Here is a 17,312-nt window from a genome sequence, read left to right as displayed (position 1 = left end):
ATGTGTATAAGAGACAGGCCGAGATCGACGCGGCGCTCACCTAAACCTGCCGAGCGGAGGTTAAAGCCGCACGGGATAGTCCGGCTCCCGGATGGTCGGCACCACGGTGTGCTCGACGAAGATGGCGTGCCACAGCATGAAGATCAGCACGGTCCAGAGCCGACGGCTGTGATCGGCGGTGCCGACGCGGTGCTCGTCGAGCATCGTGCGCACCGCGGCGACATCGATCAGGTGGTCGGCGCCGGTGGCGTCCACCGTGGCGTACGCCCACTCCAGCAACTCACCGGCCCGCAGCCAGTGCCGCAGCGGCACCGGGAAGCCGAGCTTGGGGCGGTGCAGTACATGCGCCGGAATGATCGGCTCCAGCGCACGGCGCAGCGCGTACTTGGTGGTGGTGCGGGTGATCTTGGCCGACACCGGCAGGCGCGACGCCACCGCGAACACCTCGGGGTCCAAGAACGGCACCCGCAGCTCCAGTGAATTGGCCATCGTCATCTTGTCGGCCTTGACCAGGATGTCGCCGCGCAGCCAGGTGAACAGGTCGATGTGCTGCATTCGGGCCACCGGGTCCCAACCGGCGGATTCGGCGTACACCGGGGCGGTGACGTCGGTGTGGGTCCAGTCGGGGGAGAAGCCCGGCAGCACCGCACGCAGTTGCTCGTCCGAGAAGCTGCGTGCGTTGCCGTAGTAGCGCTCTTGCAGCGAGAGCGACCCGCGGTGCAGCAGGCTCTTGCCACGCATTCCCTCGGGCAACGGCCGCGACGCCTTGCCCAGGGATCGGCGCACCGGTGCCGGCAGGTAATCGAACGGTCGCAGCGACAGCGGCTCTCGATAGATCGTGTAGCCGCCGAACAATTCGTCGGCGCCTTCGCCGGAGAGCACCACCTTGACGTGCTTGCGGGCTTCGGCGGCGATGAAGTACAGCGGGACCAGGGCGGGGTCGGCGACCGGGTCGTCGAGGTACCAGACGATCTCGGGCAGGGCCGCGACGAACTCGGCCGGGCTGACCACCTTGACCACGTGCCGGGCACCGATCGCCTCGGCGGAGGCCGCGGCGACGTCGACCTCGGAGAAGCCCTCCCGCTCGAACCCGGTGGTGAAGGTGATCAGTTTGGGGTTGTGGCGCATCGCCAGTGCCGCGATCGCGGTGGAGTCGATCCCGCCGGACAGGAACGCGCCGACGGTGACGTCGGCCCGCATGTGTTTGGCGACCGAATCCTCCAGGACGGCGGTGATCTCGTCGTAGCGCGCCTGCTCGGTGTCGCGGGTGATCGGGGTGGCGTCGAACCGCGGCCGGAAGTAGCGGGTGGCCTCCGGAGTGCCTCCGGGCCGAATCCGGGCGTAGCAACCCGATTCCAGCCGGCGTATGCCGAGGTGCAGCGTCTCCGGTTCCGGCACGTACTGCAGCACCGTGTAATGCTGCAGAGCGCGGGCGTCGATGGCGGTGTCGAAGCCGACCACGTCGGCGAGGTCCAGCAGGCACTTCTTCTCGCTGCCCACCACCGTGCCGCCCGGGCCGGACGCCACGAACAGCGGCTTGATCCCGAACGGGTCGCGGGCGCAGAACAGCTCGCCGGCCACGGTGTCCCACACCGCGAAGGCGAACATGCCGCGCAACCGCGACAGCACCTCGGTGCCCCAATAGTGGTAGCCCGCGACGATCGCCTCGCCGTCGCCGTCGGTGGCGAACACCGCACCGTGCTCGGCGGCCAGCTCTTCGCGCAGCTCCAGGTAGTTGTAGATCTCGCCGTTGAACACCAGTTCGTAGCGCTCCGGCGCCTCTGGCGGACCCCACCGCATGGGCTGGTGCGAATGGGCGATGTCGATGAACGACAGCCGGTTGAACCCGAACACCACCCGGTCGCCGGCCCAGATGCCGCCTGGCTCATCCGGGCCGCGGTGGCGCATCAGGTGGGTTGCGCGCGATACCGCGTCGGCGACTTCGGCCACATCGGGGCCGGGTGTTGTGCCGGCCGGGGCACACACGAAGGCCAGCAGTCCACACATCGGGTCCCAGTATGCCGCACCGGTATCGGCGCTGAACTGCGAAGGCCCATGTAGGCCCGCGCAGAACCGGTGGAGTCAGCTGAGGCGGTCAACACACAGGGTGGCCAACCGGCAGGTACATCGAACCTCGGTGATCCGGGTGGTCTACGCTGCGTAGTATTCGACTGCTCCGCCGGGTCAGTCGGCCCGTTCTGTGACTCGAGGAGGCACCAACGTGACACGTCGCGGGCAGGGCGTTGCACATCGCCGTCTGCGTCGACCGCTGACCGCGGTCAGCGTGCTCGGACTGCTGGCGGTGACGCTCAGCGGTTGCAGCGTCGACTGGACCGATGTGGTCGGCTTCGGCTGGCCCAAGGGCATCACGCCGGAGGCTGAGGCCAACTACCAGCTGTGGATCGGCATGGTCATCGCTTCGGTGGTGATCGGTGGGCTCGTCTGGGGAATGATCTTCTGGTCGATGATCTTCCACCGCAAGAAGGCGACCGACACCGAACTGCCGCGCCAGTTCGGCTACAACATGCCGCTGGAGCTCGGACTCACCGTCCTGCCGTTCCTGGCCGTCGCGGTGATCTTCTACTTCACCGTCGTCGTGCAGGAGAAGATGCTGCACCACGAGCCCAACCCCGAGGTGGTCGTCGACGTCACCGCCTTCCAGTGGAACTGGAAGTTCGGTTACCAGAAGGTCGACTTCCACGACGGCACCATCCGCGGCTACGACGGATCGGACCCGGATCGCAAGGCGGATATGGTCTCCAAGCCCGAGGGCGTGGACGCGCACGGCGAGGAACTGGTCGGGCCGATCCAGGGACTCAACGCCGAGGACCGCACCTACCTGAACTTCGACAAGATCGAGACGGTGGGCACCACCGGCGAGATCCCGGTGCTGGTGCTGCCCAGTGGCAAGCGTATCGAGTTCGTGCTCAACTCGGCCGACGTCATCCACTCCTTCTGGGTGCCCGAGTTCCTGTTCAAGCGTGACGTCATCGCCTGGCCCGAGCGCAACAACCAGGTGAACACCTTCCAGGTCGCCGAGATCACCAAGGAAGGCGCGTTCGTCGGCCACTGCGCTGAGATGTGCGGCACCTACCACGCGATGATGAACTTCGAGGTCCGGGTGGTCTCGCCCAATGACTTCAAGGCCTATCTGGACCAGCGCATCGCCGGGAAGACCAACGCCGAGGCGCTGGAGGCAATCGGACAGGACCCACTGGCGACCACCACGTTCCCGTTCGACAGCCGCCGTGGCCTGCTAGCCCCGCAAGCCAGCAACAAGTAGGGACAACCGCATGCGCATCGAATCCAGGCTGTTCGAGTTCGTCGCCACCTTCTTCCTGGTGGTCGGCGTGATCTACGCGGTGCTGACCGGGAAGTTCGCCACCGGCGGTGTGGAATGGGCCGGCACCACCGCGCTGTTCCTGACCGGCATGATGGCCATGATCGTGGCCACCTTCTTCCGGTTCGTGGCCCGCCGGCTGGACACCCGTCCCGAGGACTACGAGGCGGCCGAAGTCAGTGACGGCGCCGGCGAGCTGGGCTTCTTCAGCCCGCACAGCTGGTGGCCCATCCTGATCGCGCTGTCCGGGTCGGTGGCGGCCGTCGGGATCGCGCTGTGGCTGCCGTGGCTGATCGCCGCCGGCGTGGCGTTCGTGTTGTCGAGCGTGGCCGGACTGGTCTTCGAGTACTACATCGGCGCCGAGAAACACTGACCGGATCTCCGCTGCGGCCGCCGTGTCGACCCGCTTGGGTAGGGTTGCCGATGCACAATGACCAACGGTGGTTGATGTCGACCGCAACCGGTCAGGTCGTGGCGCGGCGGTTTGAAAAGGATAGGCGGGAATGAGCGGGCCGAATCCCCCAGAGGCGGGCTCTGGAGACGAGGGCTCCGGCAACGGTCAGCCGGCCCCGGACGCAGCCGCTGACATGGCCCCCGACGCGGGCGCGGGCGGGGAGATTCAGCCACTGGACGATGTGACGGCCACTCCGGCCGCCGCGCGGGCAGACAGCACCGCGTATTCGCAGGCTTACTCGGCGCCCGAATCCGAGCAGTTTTTGAGCGGCCCCTACGTGCCGGTGGATCCGCGGCTCTACGACTACGACAACTACGACGTGCCCGACGAACCGGAGCCGGGCGCGAAGACACCACGGTGGCCGTGGGTGGTCGGTGTCACCGTGATCATCGCCGCGGTCTCGCTGGTGGTGTCGGTGGCACTGCTGTTCGCCCGCACCGAAACCCGCGATCTGGCCACGCCGGCCACCACGAGCAGCACCGTCTCGGTGCCGCCGGTACAGGACGAGATCACCCGGACCAGCACCAGCACCACGGTGCCGCCGCCTCCGCCGCCGAGCAGCGAGGAACCGCCGCCCCCGCCGCCGAGCAGCGAAGAGCCGCCGCCCCCGCCGCCGCCGCCGAGCGAGGAGCCGGCACCGGAGCCATCGACCACGACGCAGGAGACCACCACGACCACGCCGCCGAAGCCGCTGCAGGTGACGTACTCGGTGACCGGCACCAAAGCGCCGTTCGACCAGATCACGATCACCTACGTGGATGCCTCCGGGCAACGTCGCACCCAGCGCAACGCCTACATCCCCTGGTCGCTGACCCTGACCCCGATCTCCCAGTCGGAGATCGGCTCGGTGGAGGCGACCAGCATGCTGCGGCTGAGCAAACTCAACTGCTCGATCACCAGCAGTGACGGTAGGGTGTTGTTCTCCAACAGCAATGACGCACCGGCGACGAGCTGCGGATGACCGGCGGGAACATGGTAGATCGATTCATTCGACCGGGGCAGTCCCCGGAGGTTACTGACCGCATATTGCTGGGCGCGTGCGCCGCGACCTGGCTGACGCTGCTCGGCATGAGCGTGGCGGCCACGGTGGCGCTGGTAGATCTCGGGCGGGGTTTTCACGAGCCGACCGAGAGCTCGCACAGCGGCCTGCTCTACATCGTGATCGGCGCCTCGGCGTTGGTCATCCTGGCGGCCATCCCGGTGTTGCTGCGGGCGCGCCAGCCCGTCCCGTCGCGGCCTCCAGGATTTCCGCCCCAGGCGCCGGCCAAGCCGCCGCGCCCGACCGCCCAGGACGCTCCGCTTCAGCAGCCCGGGTTCGACGCTCCGGGCCGGCGGGCGGCCGGCACCCGCCAGGTGCTGCCTAATCAGGCTCAAGTGGACCGGGTGTTGCTGCGTGGCATCACACTGCTGGCCATCGCGGTGGGTGGTGCGTTGACCTTGGTCGCCTTGGCCACCTATCTGATGGCCGTCGGCAAGGACACCGGCTCGTGGGTCTGCTACGGGTTGGCGGGGGTCGGCGCTGCCGCCATGCCGGTCATTCCCTGGCTGTACCTACGCAGGCTGGGTGAAGTACTGGAACTGCCGTCTCGGTTCGGCTGAGCGCCCCAACGGCGCCATTGTCGCGGCGTGCTCGGCTACGGCCAGAGCAGCGTCGTTGACCAGCTCGCGTCGCCGTCCCGTTCGTACCGCAGCCTGCGGTGCCGGCGCGTGGCGTCGGCCTGCCAGAATTCGACGGCCTCGGCCCGTACCGCATACGACGTCCACTCGGCGGGCACCAGGGCGGGGGAGCGCTCAAGCTCCAGATGCGCCTTGGCGAGTGCCTCGCTGATCTCTGCCGGATCTGCGTAGGGCTCGCTCTGCCGGCCGGTGAGCACCATCGCCCGAGCGTCTTGCGAGCGGGCCAGGAAGTCATCGGCGGTCACCGCGGGCGGGTCGGGCAGCGCCATGCCGTCGACCCTGACCTGACGGCCCAGCGAGGGCCAGTAAAACGTCAGTGACACAGCGGGATTGCGGGCAAGATCGGCGCCCTTGCGACTGGCCGAGCTGACCCCGAAATGCCACCCGGCGGCATCGACGTCTTTGAGGATCAACACCCGCGCCGACGGCCGCGCCAGGCCCGTCGCGTCCACCGCACCGACCGTCGACAACGTCATCGCATGAGGTTCCGCGACGCCACTGTCGACAGCGTGCAGCAGCCATCGGACGAACAGCGCGACCGGCTCGGCCGGTGCCTGCGCCGGATCGAATTCCGGTGCGGCACCAACCAAAACGGGCAGCCCGCGCAGGAGATCGCGCAGGCTGCCCGATGGTTCGGACCCGTTGTCAGACCTAGGCGATCGCAAGCGCGGCGGAGCCGGGCGAAGCGGGTCGCCGTTGTCAGACCTAGTGGTGACCGTTGGTGTCCCCGCCCTGGTGCTCGGCCAGCGCGGTCAGCGCACGCCGCTCGCTGGCGTGTGCGGCCTCGGTGAGCGCGGCGTCTTCCTCGACCGGGTCTGCCGTCAGGAAGCTGCCACTACCGGGAGCGCCGCCCGAGCCGAGCTTGTTCATCTTCTTGGGCAGCGGCGCGCCGGCGTACTCCAGCGGAATCGGGTGGCCGTGGTCGTCGACCGGGCCCAGCGGCTGGTGCAGCTCGATGTAGGCACCGTGCGGCAGCCGCTTGATGATGCCGGTCTCGATACCGTGCTCGAGCACGTCACGGTCACTGCGCTGCAGGCCGATGCACCACCGGTAGGTGATGAAGAAGATAAACGGCGGCAGCACCACCATCCCGATACGGCCGATCCAGGTCGTCGCATTCAGCGAGATGTGGAACTTCCACGCGATGATGTCGTTCATCGCGGCCAGGGTCAGCACCATGTAGAAGCTGATCGCCATGGCGCCGATCGCGGTACGGACCGGAGCGTCCCGGGGGCGCTGCAGCAGGTTGTGGTGTGCGTAGTCGCCGGTGAACTTCTTCTCCAGGAACGGGTAGACCATCAGCAAGCCGAAGACGCCACCCATGATCAGCGCGACGCCGACCGGACCGGGAATGGTGTGACCGAAGGGGTAGAACTCCCAGGCCGGCCAGAGACGGGCCAGACCCTCGGTCCACATCATGTAGAAGTCCGGCTGGCTACCCGCCGACACCTGCGAGGGGCGGTAGGGTCCCAGGTTCCAGATCGCGTTGATCTGCAGCAACCCGCCCATCAGGCCCAGGATGCCGGTGATCATCGCGAAGAACGCGCCCGACTTGATCGCGAAGACCGGCAGCACGCGCACGCCGACGACGTTGGTCTCGGTGCGGCCCGGGCCGGGGAACTGGGTGTGCTTCTGGAACCACACCAGCGCCATGTGCACGCCGATCAGGGCCAGGATGATGCCCGGGATCAGCAGGATGTGCAGCGCGTAGAGCCGGGGGATCAGGATGGTGCCCGGGAAGTCGCCGCCGAACAGCGCCCAGTGCAGCCAGGTGCCGATCACCGGCATGCCCAGCGTGATCGAGGACAGCGCGGCGCGCAGACCGATACCGGAGAGCAGGTCGTCGGGCAGCGAGTAACCGAAGTAGCCCTCGAACATGGCCAGGATCAGCAGCAGCGACCCAATCACCCAGTTCGCCTCACGCGGCCGACGGAACGCGCCGGTGAAGAAGATGCGCGCCAGGTGCACCATGATCGACGCCGCGAACATCAGCGCGGCCCAGTGATGCAGCTGGCGGACGAACAGGCCGCCGCGGACCTCGAAGGAGATGTCCAGCGCCGATTCGTAGGCCCGCGACATCTGCACGCCGTTGAGCGGCTGGTAGACGCCGTGGTAGATGACCTCGGCCATTGACGGGTCGAAGAACAGCGTCAGGTAGACGCCGGACAGCAGCAAGATGATGAAGCTGTACAGAGCGATCTCACCGAGCAGGAACGACCAGTGCGTCGGGAAGACCTTGTTGAACTGGCGGCGCAGGGCGGCGGCCGGGTGGTACCGGGTATCGATGTCGTCTGCTTGGCGTGCGAGCAGGTCGCCGATTGCAGGGCTCATGAGGTGCGCTCCCAGAAGGCCGGTCCGACAGGTTCGATGAAGTCGCCGTTGGCGACCAGATGCCCATTGGCGTCAATGGTGATCGGCAGCTGTGCCAGGGCGCGAGCCGCCGGGCCGAAGACCGGCTTGGCGAAGTGCAGCGCGTCGAACTGCGACTGGTGGCACGGGCACAGGATCCGATAGGTCTGCTGCTCGAACAGGGAAGAGGGGCAACCCAAGTGCGAGCAGATCTTGGTGTAGGCGAAGAAGTCGCCGTAGTTGAAGCTCTCCTGGCCTTTGCGCTTGACCACCTTGGCCATGTCGTCGGGCCGGATGCGGATCAGCATCACCGGGTTCCGGACGCCCATCATGATCTCGGTGAGCTTCTCGTTCGATTCTTCGGTGGTGCCGTCACCGTCGGACTCGCGCCACGGGAACACCGTCTCCATGCCGCCGGCGTCGAGGTCCTCGGGCCGCATCTTGACGAACGGTGAGTTGGTGCTCTGACCGGTCGCGCGGGCCAGGTAGATGGTCTCGCCGGGGTAGCGCGGGGTCCATCCGGAGGTCCACAGCGCGGCCTTCTTGCCTTCGGCGGTTTCGACGACCGGCTTCCAGGGGTTCTTGATCAGGCCACCGGCGCCGGCCACCAGGGTGCCCAGACCGAATGCGCCGAATCCGACGCCCAGCGACGCGCCCAGCAGCTTGCGCCGCCCGATGGTCGAACCCTCGAACGCGTCGGTCAGCTGGGCCGCCACGGTCTTCCGGTCGATCTCGGGGGAGCTGCCGTCGTGACGGTCCTGGATGGTGATCTCTTCGGGGATGAACTTCTTGACGAACAGCACCGCGCCGATCGCGATACACAGCACCGAGAGACCGAAGGTCAAGCCGTACAGCGGAGTGGCCAGCGAGTAGGCGAAGCCGTTCGGGGACTCCAGCGGTGCGTACTCCCAGGGCCAGAACAGGAAGACCAGCAGCAGGGCCAGTCCGAAGCCGCCACCCGCCAGGAACCAGGCCGCGATCCGGCGCTCGGCGCGCTTCTCGGCCCGAGTGCCCTCGACCGGCCAGCGAGTCTCCTTGAAGACGGTGTTGACGCCGTCGATCTTGCCGCCGAGAGCCAGCAGCTCGTCGTTGGTCATCGTCGCCAGTGCGGCGTCGTCAGGGAGTTCGATCTTGTCGTTGCTGCTCATGAGCGTGCCCCGATCCACATTGCCGCGGCGATGGCTGCGACCATGCCGATAATCCACATCACCATTCCCTCGGGCGCCGGGCCGAACCCGCCAAGCCCGTAGCCGCCCGGATCACGTTCCTCGGTAACGGATTTCACGTAGGCGATGATGTCCTTCTTCTCCTCCATGGAGATCTGCCGGTCGGAGAAGCGCGGCATGTTCTGCGGGCCGGACAGCATCGCGGTCAGGATCTGCTGCTCGCTGGCCGGCTCCAGGTCGGGCGCGTACTTACCCGAGGACAGGGCGCCGCCCCGGCCGGTGAAGTTGTGGCAGGAGGCGCAGTTGAGCCGGAACAGGTCGCCACCGCGGCCCAGGTCGTCGCCGCGCAGCGAAGCCTGCGCGATGCTGCCGTCGGCGTTGCGCACCACGGTGGGGCCGCCGCCGTTGGCCTGAACGTAGGCGCCCAGGGCGTCGATCTGCTTGTCGTCGAAGAACGGGTACGTGCGGGGGGCCTGCGCCTCACCGCGGACCGCGGGCATCCGGCCGCTGGAGACCTGGAAGTAGACGGCGGCTTCACCGACGCCGATCAGGCTCGGACCGCGGCCCACCTCGCCCTGCAGGTTGGCGCCGTGGCAGCTGACACACGAGGTGTCGAACAGCTGCTTCCCGGTGCGCAGCAGGGCCGATGCCGACTCGTCGGCCACCGCAACCTGCGGGGTCGGGGTCAGCAGCGCGGCCATTCCACCGGCTAGGGCCAGGGCGATCAGCAGCAGCAGTCCGCCCGAGGCCCGACGGCGCAGGCGCCGACGGGCGACGGTGTTGTTGTTGCCAGGTCGGGCCCACTTCTTCAGTGTCTTCAACCGGACACTCCTGTTCATCGGGCGGTTGCTCATCGGATGAAGTAGATAGTGGCGAACAGTGCGATCCACACGATGTCGACGAAGTGCCAGTAGTAGGACACGACGATCGAGGCGGTGGCCTGAGCCGGGGTGAACTTGCTCATCGTGGTTCGCAGCATCAGGAAGATGAAGGCGACCAACCCACCGATGACGTGCAGGCCGTGGAAGCCGGTGGTCAGGTAGAAGACCGTGCCGTAGGCGCTCGACGGGATGGTGGTGCCGTGCGCGACCAGGTGGGAGTACTCGTAGGCCTGACCGCAGACGAAGAACAGTCCCATGAGGAAGGTCAGCAGGTACCACCGGCGCAGCCCGAACACGTCGCCACGCTCGGCGGCGAACACGCCCATCTGGCAGGTGAACGATGAGGCGATCAGCACCAGTGTCACCGGTACCGCCAGCGCAAGATTCAGCTCGGTTGGCGGCGGCGGCCAGGCGCCACCGGACTGCGCGCGAGCCGTGAAGTACATCGCGAACAGACCGGCAAAGAACATCAATTCACTGGACAGCCACACGATGGTGCCGACGCTGACCATGTTGGGCCGGTTCAGCGAATGCACACGAGAAGTAATGGCAGTACCCGAGGACCCCACAGCGCTCGTCACCCCGCAAGTATGACGCTATGTAGTTGTAGAACTCCACCCGGGGCTGGCAATTCGTGTGAACTGGTCTTGTCGCTGCTGTTACCGGGCTGTTAGCGCTCTGTCCTCCGCTTGTTTCGGGCCCGGTTTCCGGTTGGCTTTGGTGTCACGGAGGCCGCGTGCGACGATCGGCGCGTGGTCGAGCCAGGTAGTGCGGTGCAGCCGAAAGCGCAGATAGGGCAGTGGCGACAGGTCCTGGGCGGACTGACGTCCGGTAGCGACCTGCCTCGGGGCCAGGCGGCCTGGGCGATGGAGCAGGTCATGTCCGGCGCCGCGACCTCGGCACAGATTGCGGCGTTCGGGGTGGCGATGCAGATGAAGGGCCCCACCGCCGCCGAGGTGGGCGAGTTGGCCGACGTGATGTTGGCCTACGGACGCAAGGTGCCCACCGACAAGATCGGCACCGACACCGTCGACGTGGTGGGCACCGGCGGGGACGGTGCCAACACAGTGAATCTGTCCACCATGGCGGCGATCGTGGTGGCTGCCACCGGAGTGCCGGTGGTCAAACACGGCAACCGGTCGGCCAGCTCGCTGTCCGGGGGCGCGGACACCCTGGAGGCGTTGGGGGTGCGCATCGACCTGGGGCCCGACGAGGTGGCGCGCAGTGTCGCCGAGGTCGGCATCGGCTTCTGCTTCGCCCCGCAGTTTCAGCCGTCGTATCGCAACGCCTCGGTGGCGCGGCGCGAGATCGGCGTCCCGACGGTGTTCAACCTGCTGGGCCCGCTGACCAACCCGGCCCGCCCGCGGGCCGGGCTGATCGGGTGCGCATTCCGGGAGTTGGCCGAGGTGATGGCCGGTGTGTTCGCGGCGCGGCGGTCCAGCGTGCTGGTGGTGCACGGCGATGACGGCCTCGACGAACTGACCACCACCACGACCAGCACCATCTGGCGAGTGCAGGCCGGCACCATCGAACGGCTGACGTTCGACCCGGCCGGTTTCGGGTTCGCCCGGGCGGAGGTGGGCGAGCTGCTCGGCGGGGACGCGCAGGCCAATGCCGAGGAAGCCCGTTCGGTGCTCGGCGGAACCAAGGGTGCGGTGCGTGACGCCGTGGTGCTCAACGCGGCCGGCGCGATCGTGGCGCACGCAGGGCTATCCAGCAGCGCTGAGTGGTTGCCGGCCTGGGAGGACGGGTTGGCGCGCGCGGTCGAGGCGATCGACAGCGGCGCGGCGGAACAGTTGCTGGCTCGCTGGGTCCGCTTCGGCGCTCAGCTCTGAGGCCAGCTGCGCCGATCGGGCCAGCGCCGCCCACGCCATCCACGGCCCGGCCGAGCCGATCGGCGAGCTCCACCCCTCGGGTTCACCCGCCGGTTCGTCGAGCCTCGCTGAACCGCCGGCCCCGTCGACCCGCACGATGCGCACCCCGGGCGCTGCCAGCCAGCGGGCGATGAGCATGGTCTCCTCGACCAGCGCCCCGGCCAGCGGCGCCGGCTCGGGCAGCACCGTCTCGGCTCCCAATGTGATCGCGTCGACCACGGGCATCGGCGGGACACCGCGCGCAGCGCACCCCGCGGCAGCCAGCCGGCCGTGGCGGATCACCGCGAGCTGCCACCCGCCGGTGCCATCCGGCGCCGCGGCCACCAGCTCGGGAAGTGCCGCCAGGGCACGGGCGCGTTGACTGCGCCACAGCGCATCGATGGCTGCCGCGGTGCGGTCGCGTAGCCGTGCCGCACTTTCGTAGTGCCCGCGATCAGCCAGCGCGTTCACCTGCTGCACCGCGGCGCGCAGGGCGGAGTTGTCGGCGCCGTCGAGCAACGCGACCGCACGCCTGACCGCTTCGGCGTACTCGTCTGCGGTGGTGTTCGGCGTCGCCGGGCAAGGGCTGACTTCTGCCGGTGGGCAGCGGTGCCGACCGGTTCGGCTCAATCGCGTTGTGCAGGTTCGCAGTCCGGTGAACCGCGAGAACAGGGCGGCGGTCTCGGCGGCGTCAGCTCGCGAACGGAACGGACCGACGGCCCGGTCGTGGCGTGGCGAGCGCACCACGGTCAGCCGGGGGAAAGCCTCGCCGGACAGGGTGATCCACCACCACCGGCGGGGAAACTTCGATCGCCGGTTGTAGGGCGGAGCCGCCGCGGCCAGCAGTCGCAGTTCGCGCACCCCGGCCTCCAACGGATGCGCGCATTCGACATGATCGATCCGGGTGGCCAGCGCCACCATCTCGGCGATGCGGCTACGGCGTTCGGAACCGTTGAAATACTGCGCGACCCGGCGGCGCAGGTTGGTGGAGGTGCCGATGTAGAGCACTTCGTCGGACGGGCCGCGGAACAGGTAGACCCCGGGCCGGTGCGGCAGCCCGGCGGCCAGGCTGCGCTTGCGGCGCTGAGCCGGTGTCGTGTGCGACAGGTAGGCGCGCAGGTCGACGTAGGTGTTGACCTGCTGATTCCCCAGCCGCTCGATCAGCGCGTGCAGGACGTCGACGGTGGCGCGGGCGTCGTCGAGCGCCCGGTGGGTGGGGGTGGTGCTCACCGCGAACAGTCGGGACAACTCGGCAAGCCGGACACTGGGTGCCTCGTCGCGGCTGAGCACCCGGCGTGCCAACCGCACCGTGCACAGCACCGGGGGCCGCGGCCAGGCCAGATCGCAGCGCTGCGCGGCGGCGGTCAAAAACCCCACGTCGAACCCGGCGTTGTGGGCGACCAGCACCGAGCCGCGGTCGAACCCGGCGAACTCGAGGAAGGACGGCAACACGGCGTCGATCGTGGGCGCCTCGTAGACCATGGCGGTGGTGATCCCGGTCAGCCGGACGATCTGCGGCGGAATGCCGCGCTGCGGATTGATCAGGGTGGCGAACTCGCCCTCGACCACTCCGCCCCGTACCTTGACCGCGCCGATCTCGGTGATGGCGTCCGCTTCGTCGGCCCCTCTTGGCGAGGCCCGGCCGCCGGTGGTCTCCAGGTCCACCACCACGAACGTGGTGTCGCGCAGGGTGGCCGGGGCGGCGTCGAATTCGGCTTCGAACTGGGCTTCGAAAGGCGGGAAGCTCAGCTGCCCGGTGTCAGCGCCGGTGGTCATGGCCGAACCGTAGGCGCACGCACTGACAACAGGACGACCACCAACAGGTTGTCGGTGCCCGGAGTTAGCGTGCCGGCAACTGATGAGAGGAATCGTCATGGGACAGATCTCGGGACACTCGGATGACCGCGGCGCGCGCGGGTCGGATTCGGATCCGATGGTGATCGACTGCGATGACTGTGCGGTGCGCGGACCGGCCTGCCGGGACTGTGTGGTCAGCGTGTTGCTGGGTGTGCCCAACGAGCTCCTCGAGGACGAGCGCGCGGCGCTCGACGTGCTTGCCGAGGCGGGGATGGCGCCGCGATTGCGGTTAGTCCCGATCCGGGGCGAGCGCGGGCGGTCGCGTCGCTCGGGTGTGGCCTGACCAGGGGCGGACCCGGATAAGTGGCCTTAGAAATTTCACAATCCTGACTGTTACAGTCGGCAATTCGTGATGGACAACGACGTTGCCATTCCGTAACCTATTCGAGACCTTACGTTTCGGCGGCGGTACACCCCCTGTACCGCCCTGGGCAGTGTTAAGGATGCAATCTTGGAGCTCGAACGTATGCAGTGGCGTCTGCGTGCTTTGAGGCGCCCTGCCCTCGGCGCCGCAGCCGGTTTGGTAGTCGGTGTCACGACTCTGAGCAGCGTATTGGTCGGAAACGTCCACGCAGACCCCGCCGACGACGCCCTGGCGAAGCTCAGCGAACTGTCCCGGCAGGCCGAGCAGACCACTGAGGCCATGCACACCGCGCAGCTCAATCTCGATGAGAAGCTCGCCGCGCAGCAGGCCGCGGACAACGCACACCATGCCGACCAAGCCGCCCTGGATGCGGCCCGGGACCAGCTGTCCACCTACCGGGCGGCCGTCAACCGCTTCGCCGCCGCCACCTACATGGGTGGCCGGGTCGGCGGCGCCGACGCCATCTTGACCGCCGAGTCGCCGCAACAACTGATCGACAAGCTCGGTGTGCAGCGGGTGGTTGCCAGCGACCTGTCGGTGCAACTGGACCGTTTCCGTGTTGCCAGCGAGCAGGCCGATCAGGCTGAGCAGGCGTCCGCCCAATCGGCTGAGGACGCCCGGACGGCAGCCGAGCAGGCCGCCGCGGTGCGCGCGGAGCTGCAGGCCCGCCAAAGCCGTCTGCAGCTGCAGATCTCGGTGGTGAAGTCCCAGTACTACGCACTGACGCCCGAGCAGCGCACGGCGATGGCCGCGCCCGGCGCGGGACCCGAAGCCGTTCCGGGCGAGCCCGGCCCCGAGGGTGTGCTGCCGGCACCCGGATTCCCGGGATTCCCGATGCCCGGGTCCGACGCGCCGCCCCCGATGGATGTGGCGATGGGCGCCTCCGGTGGCGGAGCCGCCGCGACCGCCGTGCAGGCGGCGTTGACCCAGGTCGGCACGCCGTATGTCTGGGGCGGGGCCGCACCGGGCGGATTCGACTGCTCCGGATTGGTGATGTGGGCGTTCCACCAGGCCGGCATCAACCTGCCGCACTCCAGCCAGGCGCAGGCCAACGGCGGGCAGGCGGTGTCGCTGTCAGAACTGCAGCCCGGCGACGTACTGACCTTCTACTCGGACGCGTCGCACTCGGGGATCTACGTCGGCGACGGCATGATGATCCACTCGTCCACCTACGGTCAGCCGGTCCGGGTGGTCCCGATGACCTCTTCCGGCCCGATCCACAACGCCCGCCGTTACTGAGCGCCGGGGAATCCGCCGCCTGCTCGCGGCGCTGCTGATTGTCGAGTTGATCGGCGGTGTCGCGCTGCTGGGGGTAACTGCTCGCCCGCCGGCAACCGAGCAGCTGGTCGTCGGCGATGACCGCAGCGTCGTTCTGGAGAACCTGGGCGGACAGCGCGGCGAAGAACTGCTGTCGCGAGTGGCTGCCAACATCGGAGCTGCCGTCGACGCGGTCGATGCGTTCTGGGGCACCGACTGGTCGCATCGCATCCAGGTGACGGCCACCGGGTCGGATCGGCAGTTCGTCGAGCTGGCCGGCCACGACAGCGCGGATGTCGCGCAGTGGTCGGATGTCGCCGCTGTCGCGGTCGCCGACCGGGTGGACCCGGAGCGTCGGACAGCAGTTGGTCAGCGCATCGTCTTCGCGCCCGGCGCGGACGCGATGAGTACCCCGGCACTGCGAATTGTGTTGACCCATGAGCTGTTCCACTACGCAGCCCGCACCGACACCGCGTTCGACGCGCCGCGCTGGCTCACCGAGGGGGTAGCCGATTTCGTCGCACGACCCACCGGGGATCGGGCGATCGGGGTGGCAGGACCGGTGCTGGCATTGCCCTCGGATGCCGACCTGGATGCTCCCGGACCGCGCCGGGCGAACGCCTACGACCGGGCCTGGGAGTTCGCTCGATTCGTGGCAGAGCGCTTCGGAACGGCCAAGTTGCGCGAGCTCTATCTGACCGCGTGCGGTCCTGGCCACGTGCCGCCGCCGGTGGCGGTGCAGTTGGTGCTCGGGGTGGATCTGCCCGAGCTGCTCGCCGGGTGGCAGCAGTGGCGGGGTTGACGGCCCGCATCGTCAGCCCGCTGGGCCTGATTGCGCGCTTCCTTCCCGGGCCGCGGGCGGCCCGCATCGTCAGCCCGCTGGGCCTGATTGCGCGCTTCCTCCCCGGGCCGCGGACGGCCCGCATCGTCAGCCCGCTAGCATCCCTGCAGTGAGCCGGGTCCTGCTGGTAACCAACGATTTTCCGCCGCGCCCCGGCGGCATCCAGTGCTACCTGGAGGAGCTGGTGCGCCGCATCTCCGCCAGCGGGCGCCATGACGTCACGGTGTACGCGCCGCAGTGGAAGGGCGCCGAGGCCTTCGACGACGCCGCGAGATCCGCCGGCTATCAGGTAGTGCGTCATCCCGGCACGCTGATGTTGCCGGGCCTGGCGGTCGACTCCCGGATGCGCCGGCTCATCGCCGACGTGGGCGCACAGACCGTCTGGTTCGGTGCGGCCGCGCCGCTGGCGCTACTGGCCAACCGGGCGCGCTCCGCCGGTGCCTCTCGGGTGGTGGCCAGCACCCACGGGCACGAGGTGGGCTGGTCGATGCTGCCGGGGGCCCGATCGGTGCTGCGCCGCATCGGCGACTCCTGCGACACCGTCACCTTCGTCAGCCACTACACCCGCAGCCGGTTCGCCTCGGCGTTCGGCCCCGATGCCGCGCTGGAGCACCTGCCGCCCGGAGTGGACACCGACCGGTTCCGGCCCGACCCCGGCGCCCGCGCCGAACTTCGTGCCCGGCATGGGCTGGGGGAGCGTCCCACCGTCGTGTGCGTCTCGCGACTGGTTCCCCGCAAGGGCCAGGACATGTTGATCAGGGCGCTACCGGCGATCCGGAAACGCGTGGGCGAGGCCACACTGGTGATCGTCGGCGGCGGCCCCTACGCCGAGACGCTGCACAAGCTCGCTGACGAGTGCGGGGTCGCTGATGCGGTCATCTTCACCGGCGGCGTGCCGGCCGACGAGCTGCCGGCCTATTACTCGCTCGGCGACGTGTTCGCGATGCCGTGCCGCACCCGGGGCGCCGGGCTTGACGTGGAAGGCCTGGGCATCGTGTTCCTGGAGGCGTCGGCGGCCGGGGTACCGGTGGTCGCGGGTAATTCCGGCGGTGCCCCCGAAACCGTCCTGCACAACCGGACTGGGCTGGTGGTCGACGGTCGGGCTGTGGAACAGATCGGTGACGCCGTCGCCGGACTGCTCGCCGACCCCGACCGGGCCACAGCGATGGGTGCCGCCGGACGCGAATGGGCGACGGGACATTGGCGCTGGAACACGCTGGCCGGACGAATGGCCGACCTGCTGCAGGCCTGAACCTGTCTCTTATACACATCT

Annotated in this window: 15 protein-coding genes and 1 pseudogene; 9 read left to right on the top strand and 7 right to left on the bottom strand. The window is 68.5% G+C overall.

Annotated features, from left to right (window positions below):
- Window positions 1–60: 60 nt before the first annotated feature.
- Window positions 61–2,007 (bottom strand): asparagine synthase (glutamine-hydrolyzing), encoded by a 1,947-nt coding sequence (gene asnB, locus LI94_RS14640; protein ID WP_046301628.1) that lies wholly within the window; start codon window positions 2,005–2,007, stop codon window positions 61–63.
- Window positions 2,008–2,257: 250 nt separating this feature from the next.
- Between asnB and LI94_RS14635 the strand changes: the two genes are divergently transcribed.
- From LI94_RS14635 to LI94_RS14620, 4 genes are all read left to right on the top strand, one after another.
- Complete coding sequence (locus LI94_RS14635) at window positions 2,258–3,283, top strand: cytochrome c oxidase subunit II (RefSeq protein WP_125079837.1); 1,026 nt, start codon at window positions 2,258–2,260, stop codon at window positions 3,281–3,283.
- 10 nt (window positions 3,284–3,293) lie between these two features.
- Window positions 3,294–3,713 carry a cytochrome c oxidase subunit 4 gene (locus LI94_RS14630; RefSeq protein WP_024440520.1) on the top strand — a complete coding sequence of 140 codons (420 nt, stop codon included), beginning with the start codon at window positions 3,294–3,296 and terminating at the stop codon, window positions 3,711–3,713.
- Between the two features lie 214 nt (window positions 3,714–3,927).
- Window positions 3,928–4,755 (top strand): MmpS family transport accessory protein, encoded by an 828-nt coding sequence (locus LI94_RS14625; protein ID WP_239651236.1) that lies wholly within the window; start codon window positions 3,928–3,930, stop codon window positions 4,753–4,755.
- A gap of 11 nt (window positions 4,756–4,766) precedes the next feature.
- The gene (locus LI94_RS14620; protein WP_046301631.1) at window positions 4,767–5,393 is read left to right on the top strand and encodes a DUF2561 family protein; all 627 of its coding nucleotides are present in this window, start codon (window positions 4,767–4,769) and stop codon (window positions 5,391–5,393) included.
- 35 nt (window positions 5,394–5,428) lie between these two features.
- Here the strand turns inward: LI94_RS14620 and LI94_RS14615 are convergent, their stop codons facing one another.
- The 5 genes from LI94_RS14615 to LI94_RS14595 form a co-directional block, all read right to left on the bottom strand.
- Window positions 5,429–6,061, bottom strand: a complete 633-nt coding sequence (locus LI94_RS14615; protein WP_082105767.1) for a pyridoxal 5'-phosphate synthase — start codon at window positions 6,059–6,061, stop codon at window positions 5,429–5,431.
- A 115-nt stretch (window positions 6,062–6,176) separates the two neighbouring features.
- Window positions 6,177–7,802: a cytochrome bc complex cytochrome b subunit gene (locus tag LI94_RS14610; protein WP_024440516.1), complete on the bottom strand. Its 1,626-nt coding sequence runs from the start codon at window positions 7,800–7,802 to the stop codon at window positions 6,177–6,179.
- On the bottom strand, window positions 7,799–8,968 hold the full coding sequence (locus LI94_RS14605) for a ubiquinol-cytochrome c reductase iron-sulfur subunit (protein WP_024440515.1): 1,170 nt from the start codon (window positions 8,966–8,968) through the stop codon (window positions 7,799–7,801). The genes LI94_RS14610 and LI94_RS14605 overlap by 4 nt, the downstream gene beginning before the upstream one ends.
- Complete coding sequence (locus LI94_RS14600) at window positions 8,965–9,840, bottom strand: cytochrome c (protein ID WP_231383962.1); 876 nt, start codon at window positions 9,838–9,840, stop codon at window positions 8,965–8,967. Before LI94_RS14600 ends, LI94_RS14605 begins: the two co-directional genes overlap by 4 nt.
- Complete coding sequence (locus tag LI94_RS14595) at window positions 9,837–10,448, bottom strand: heme-copper oxidase subunit III (RefSeq protein ID WP_024440513.1); 612 nt, start codon at window positions 10,446–10,448, stop codon at window positions 9,837–9,839. Before LI94_RS14595 ends, LI94_RS14600 begins: the two co-directional genes overlap by 4 nt.
- 171 nt (window positions 10,449–10,619) lie before the next feature.
- Here LI94_RS14595 and trpD point away from each other — a divergent pair, with 171 nt between their 5' ends.
- On the top strand, window positions 10,620–11,702 hold the full coding sequence (gene trpD, locus LI94_RS24545) for an anthranilate phosphoribosyltransferase (RefSeq protein WP_125078104.1): 1,083 nt from the start codon (window positions 10,620–10,622) through the stop codon (window positions 11,700–11,702).
- On the opposite strand, the pseudogene LI94_RS14580 reads toward trpD, so the two are convergent.
- A pseudogene (locus LI94_RS14580) lies at window positions 11,640–13,496 on the bottom strand (DEDD exonuclease domain-containing protein); the annotation flags it as partial. The gene trpD and the pseudogene LI94_RS14580 overlap by 63 nt on opposite strands.
- A gap of 157 nt (window positions 13,497–13,653) precedes the next feature.
- On the opposite strand from LI94_RS14580, the gene LI94_RS14575 reads away from it, so the two are divergent.
- From LI94_RS14575 to LI94_RS14560, 4 genes are all read left to right on the top strand, one after another.
- The gene (locus LI94_RS14575; protein WP_024440510.1) at window positions 13,654–13,860 is read left to right on the top strand and encodes a hypothetical protein; all 207 of its coding nucleotides are present in this window, start codon (window positions 13,654–13,656) and stop codon (window positions 13,858–13,860) included.
- A 168-nt stretch (window positions 13,861–14,028) separates the two neighbouring features.
- Window positions 14,029–15,180 (top strand): peptidoglycan hydrolase RipC, encoded by a 1,152-nt coding sequence (gene ripC, locus LI94_RS14570; RefSeq protein ID WP_046301625.1) that lies wholly within the window; start codon window positions 14,029–14,031, stop codon window positions 15,178–15,180.
- 46 nt (window positions 15,181–15,226) lie between these two features.
- On the top strand, window positions 15,227–16,000 hold the full coding sequence (locus tag LI94_RS14565) for a DUF4157 domain-containing protein (protein WP_239651235.1): 774 nt from the start codon (window positions 15,227–15,229) through the stop codon (window positions 15,998–16,000).
- 148 nt (window positions 16,001–16,148) lie between these two features.
- A complete protein-coding gene (locus LI94_RS14560) occupies window positions 16,149–17,291 on the top strand; it encodes a glycosyltransferase family 4 protein (protein ID WP_024440507.1) in 1,143 nt (380 codons plus the stop codon).
- The last annotated feature ends 21 nt before the right edge of the window (window positions 17,292–17,312 follow it).

The sequence above is a fragment of the Mycobacterium sp. UM_Kg27 genome (genome assembly GCF_000972905.1).
In the GTDB taxonomy this organism is placed as follows: domain Bacteria; phylum Actinomycetota; class Actinomycetes; order Mycobacteriales; family Mycobacteriaceae; genus Mycobacterium.
This window is presented reverse-complemented; position numbering and strand designations above follow the sequence as displayed.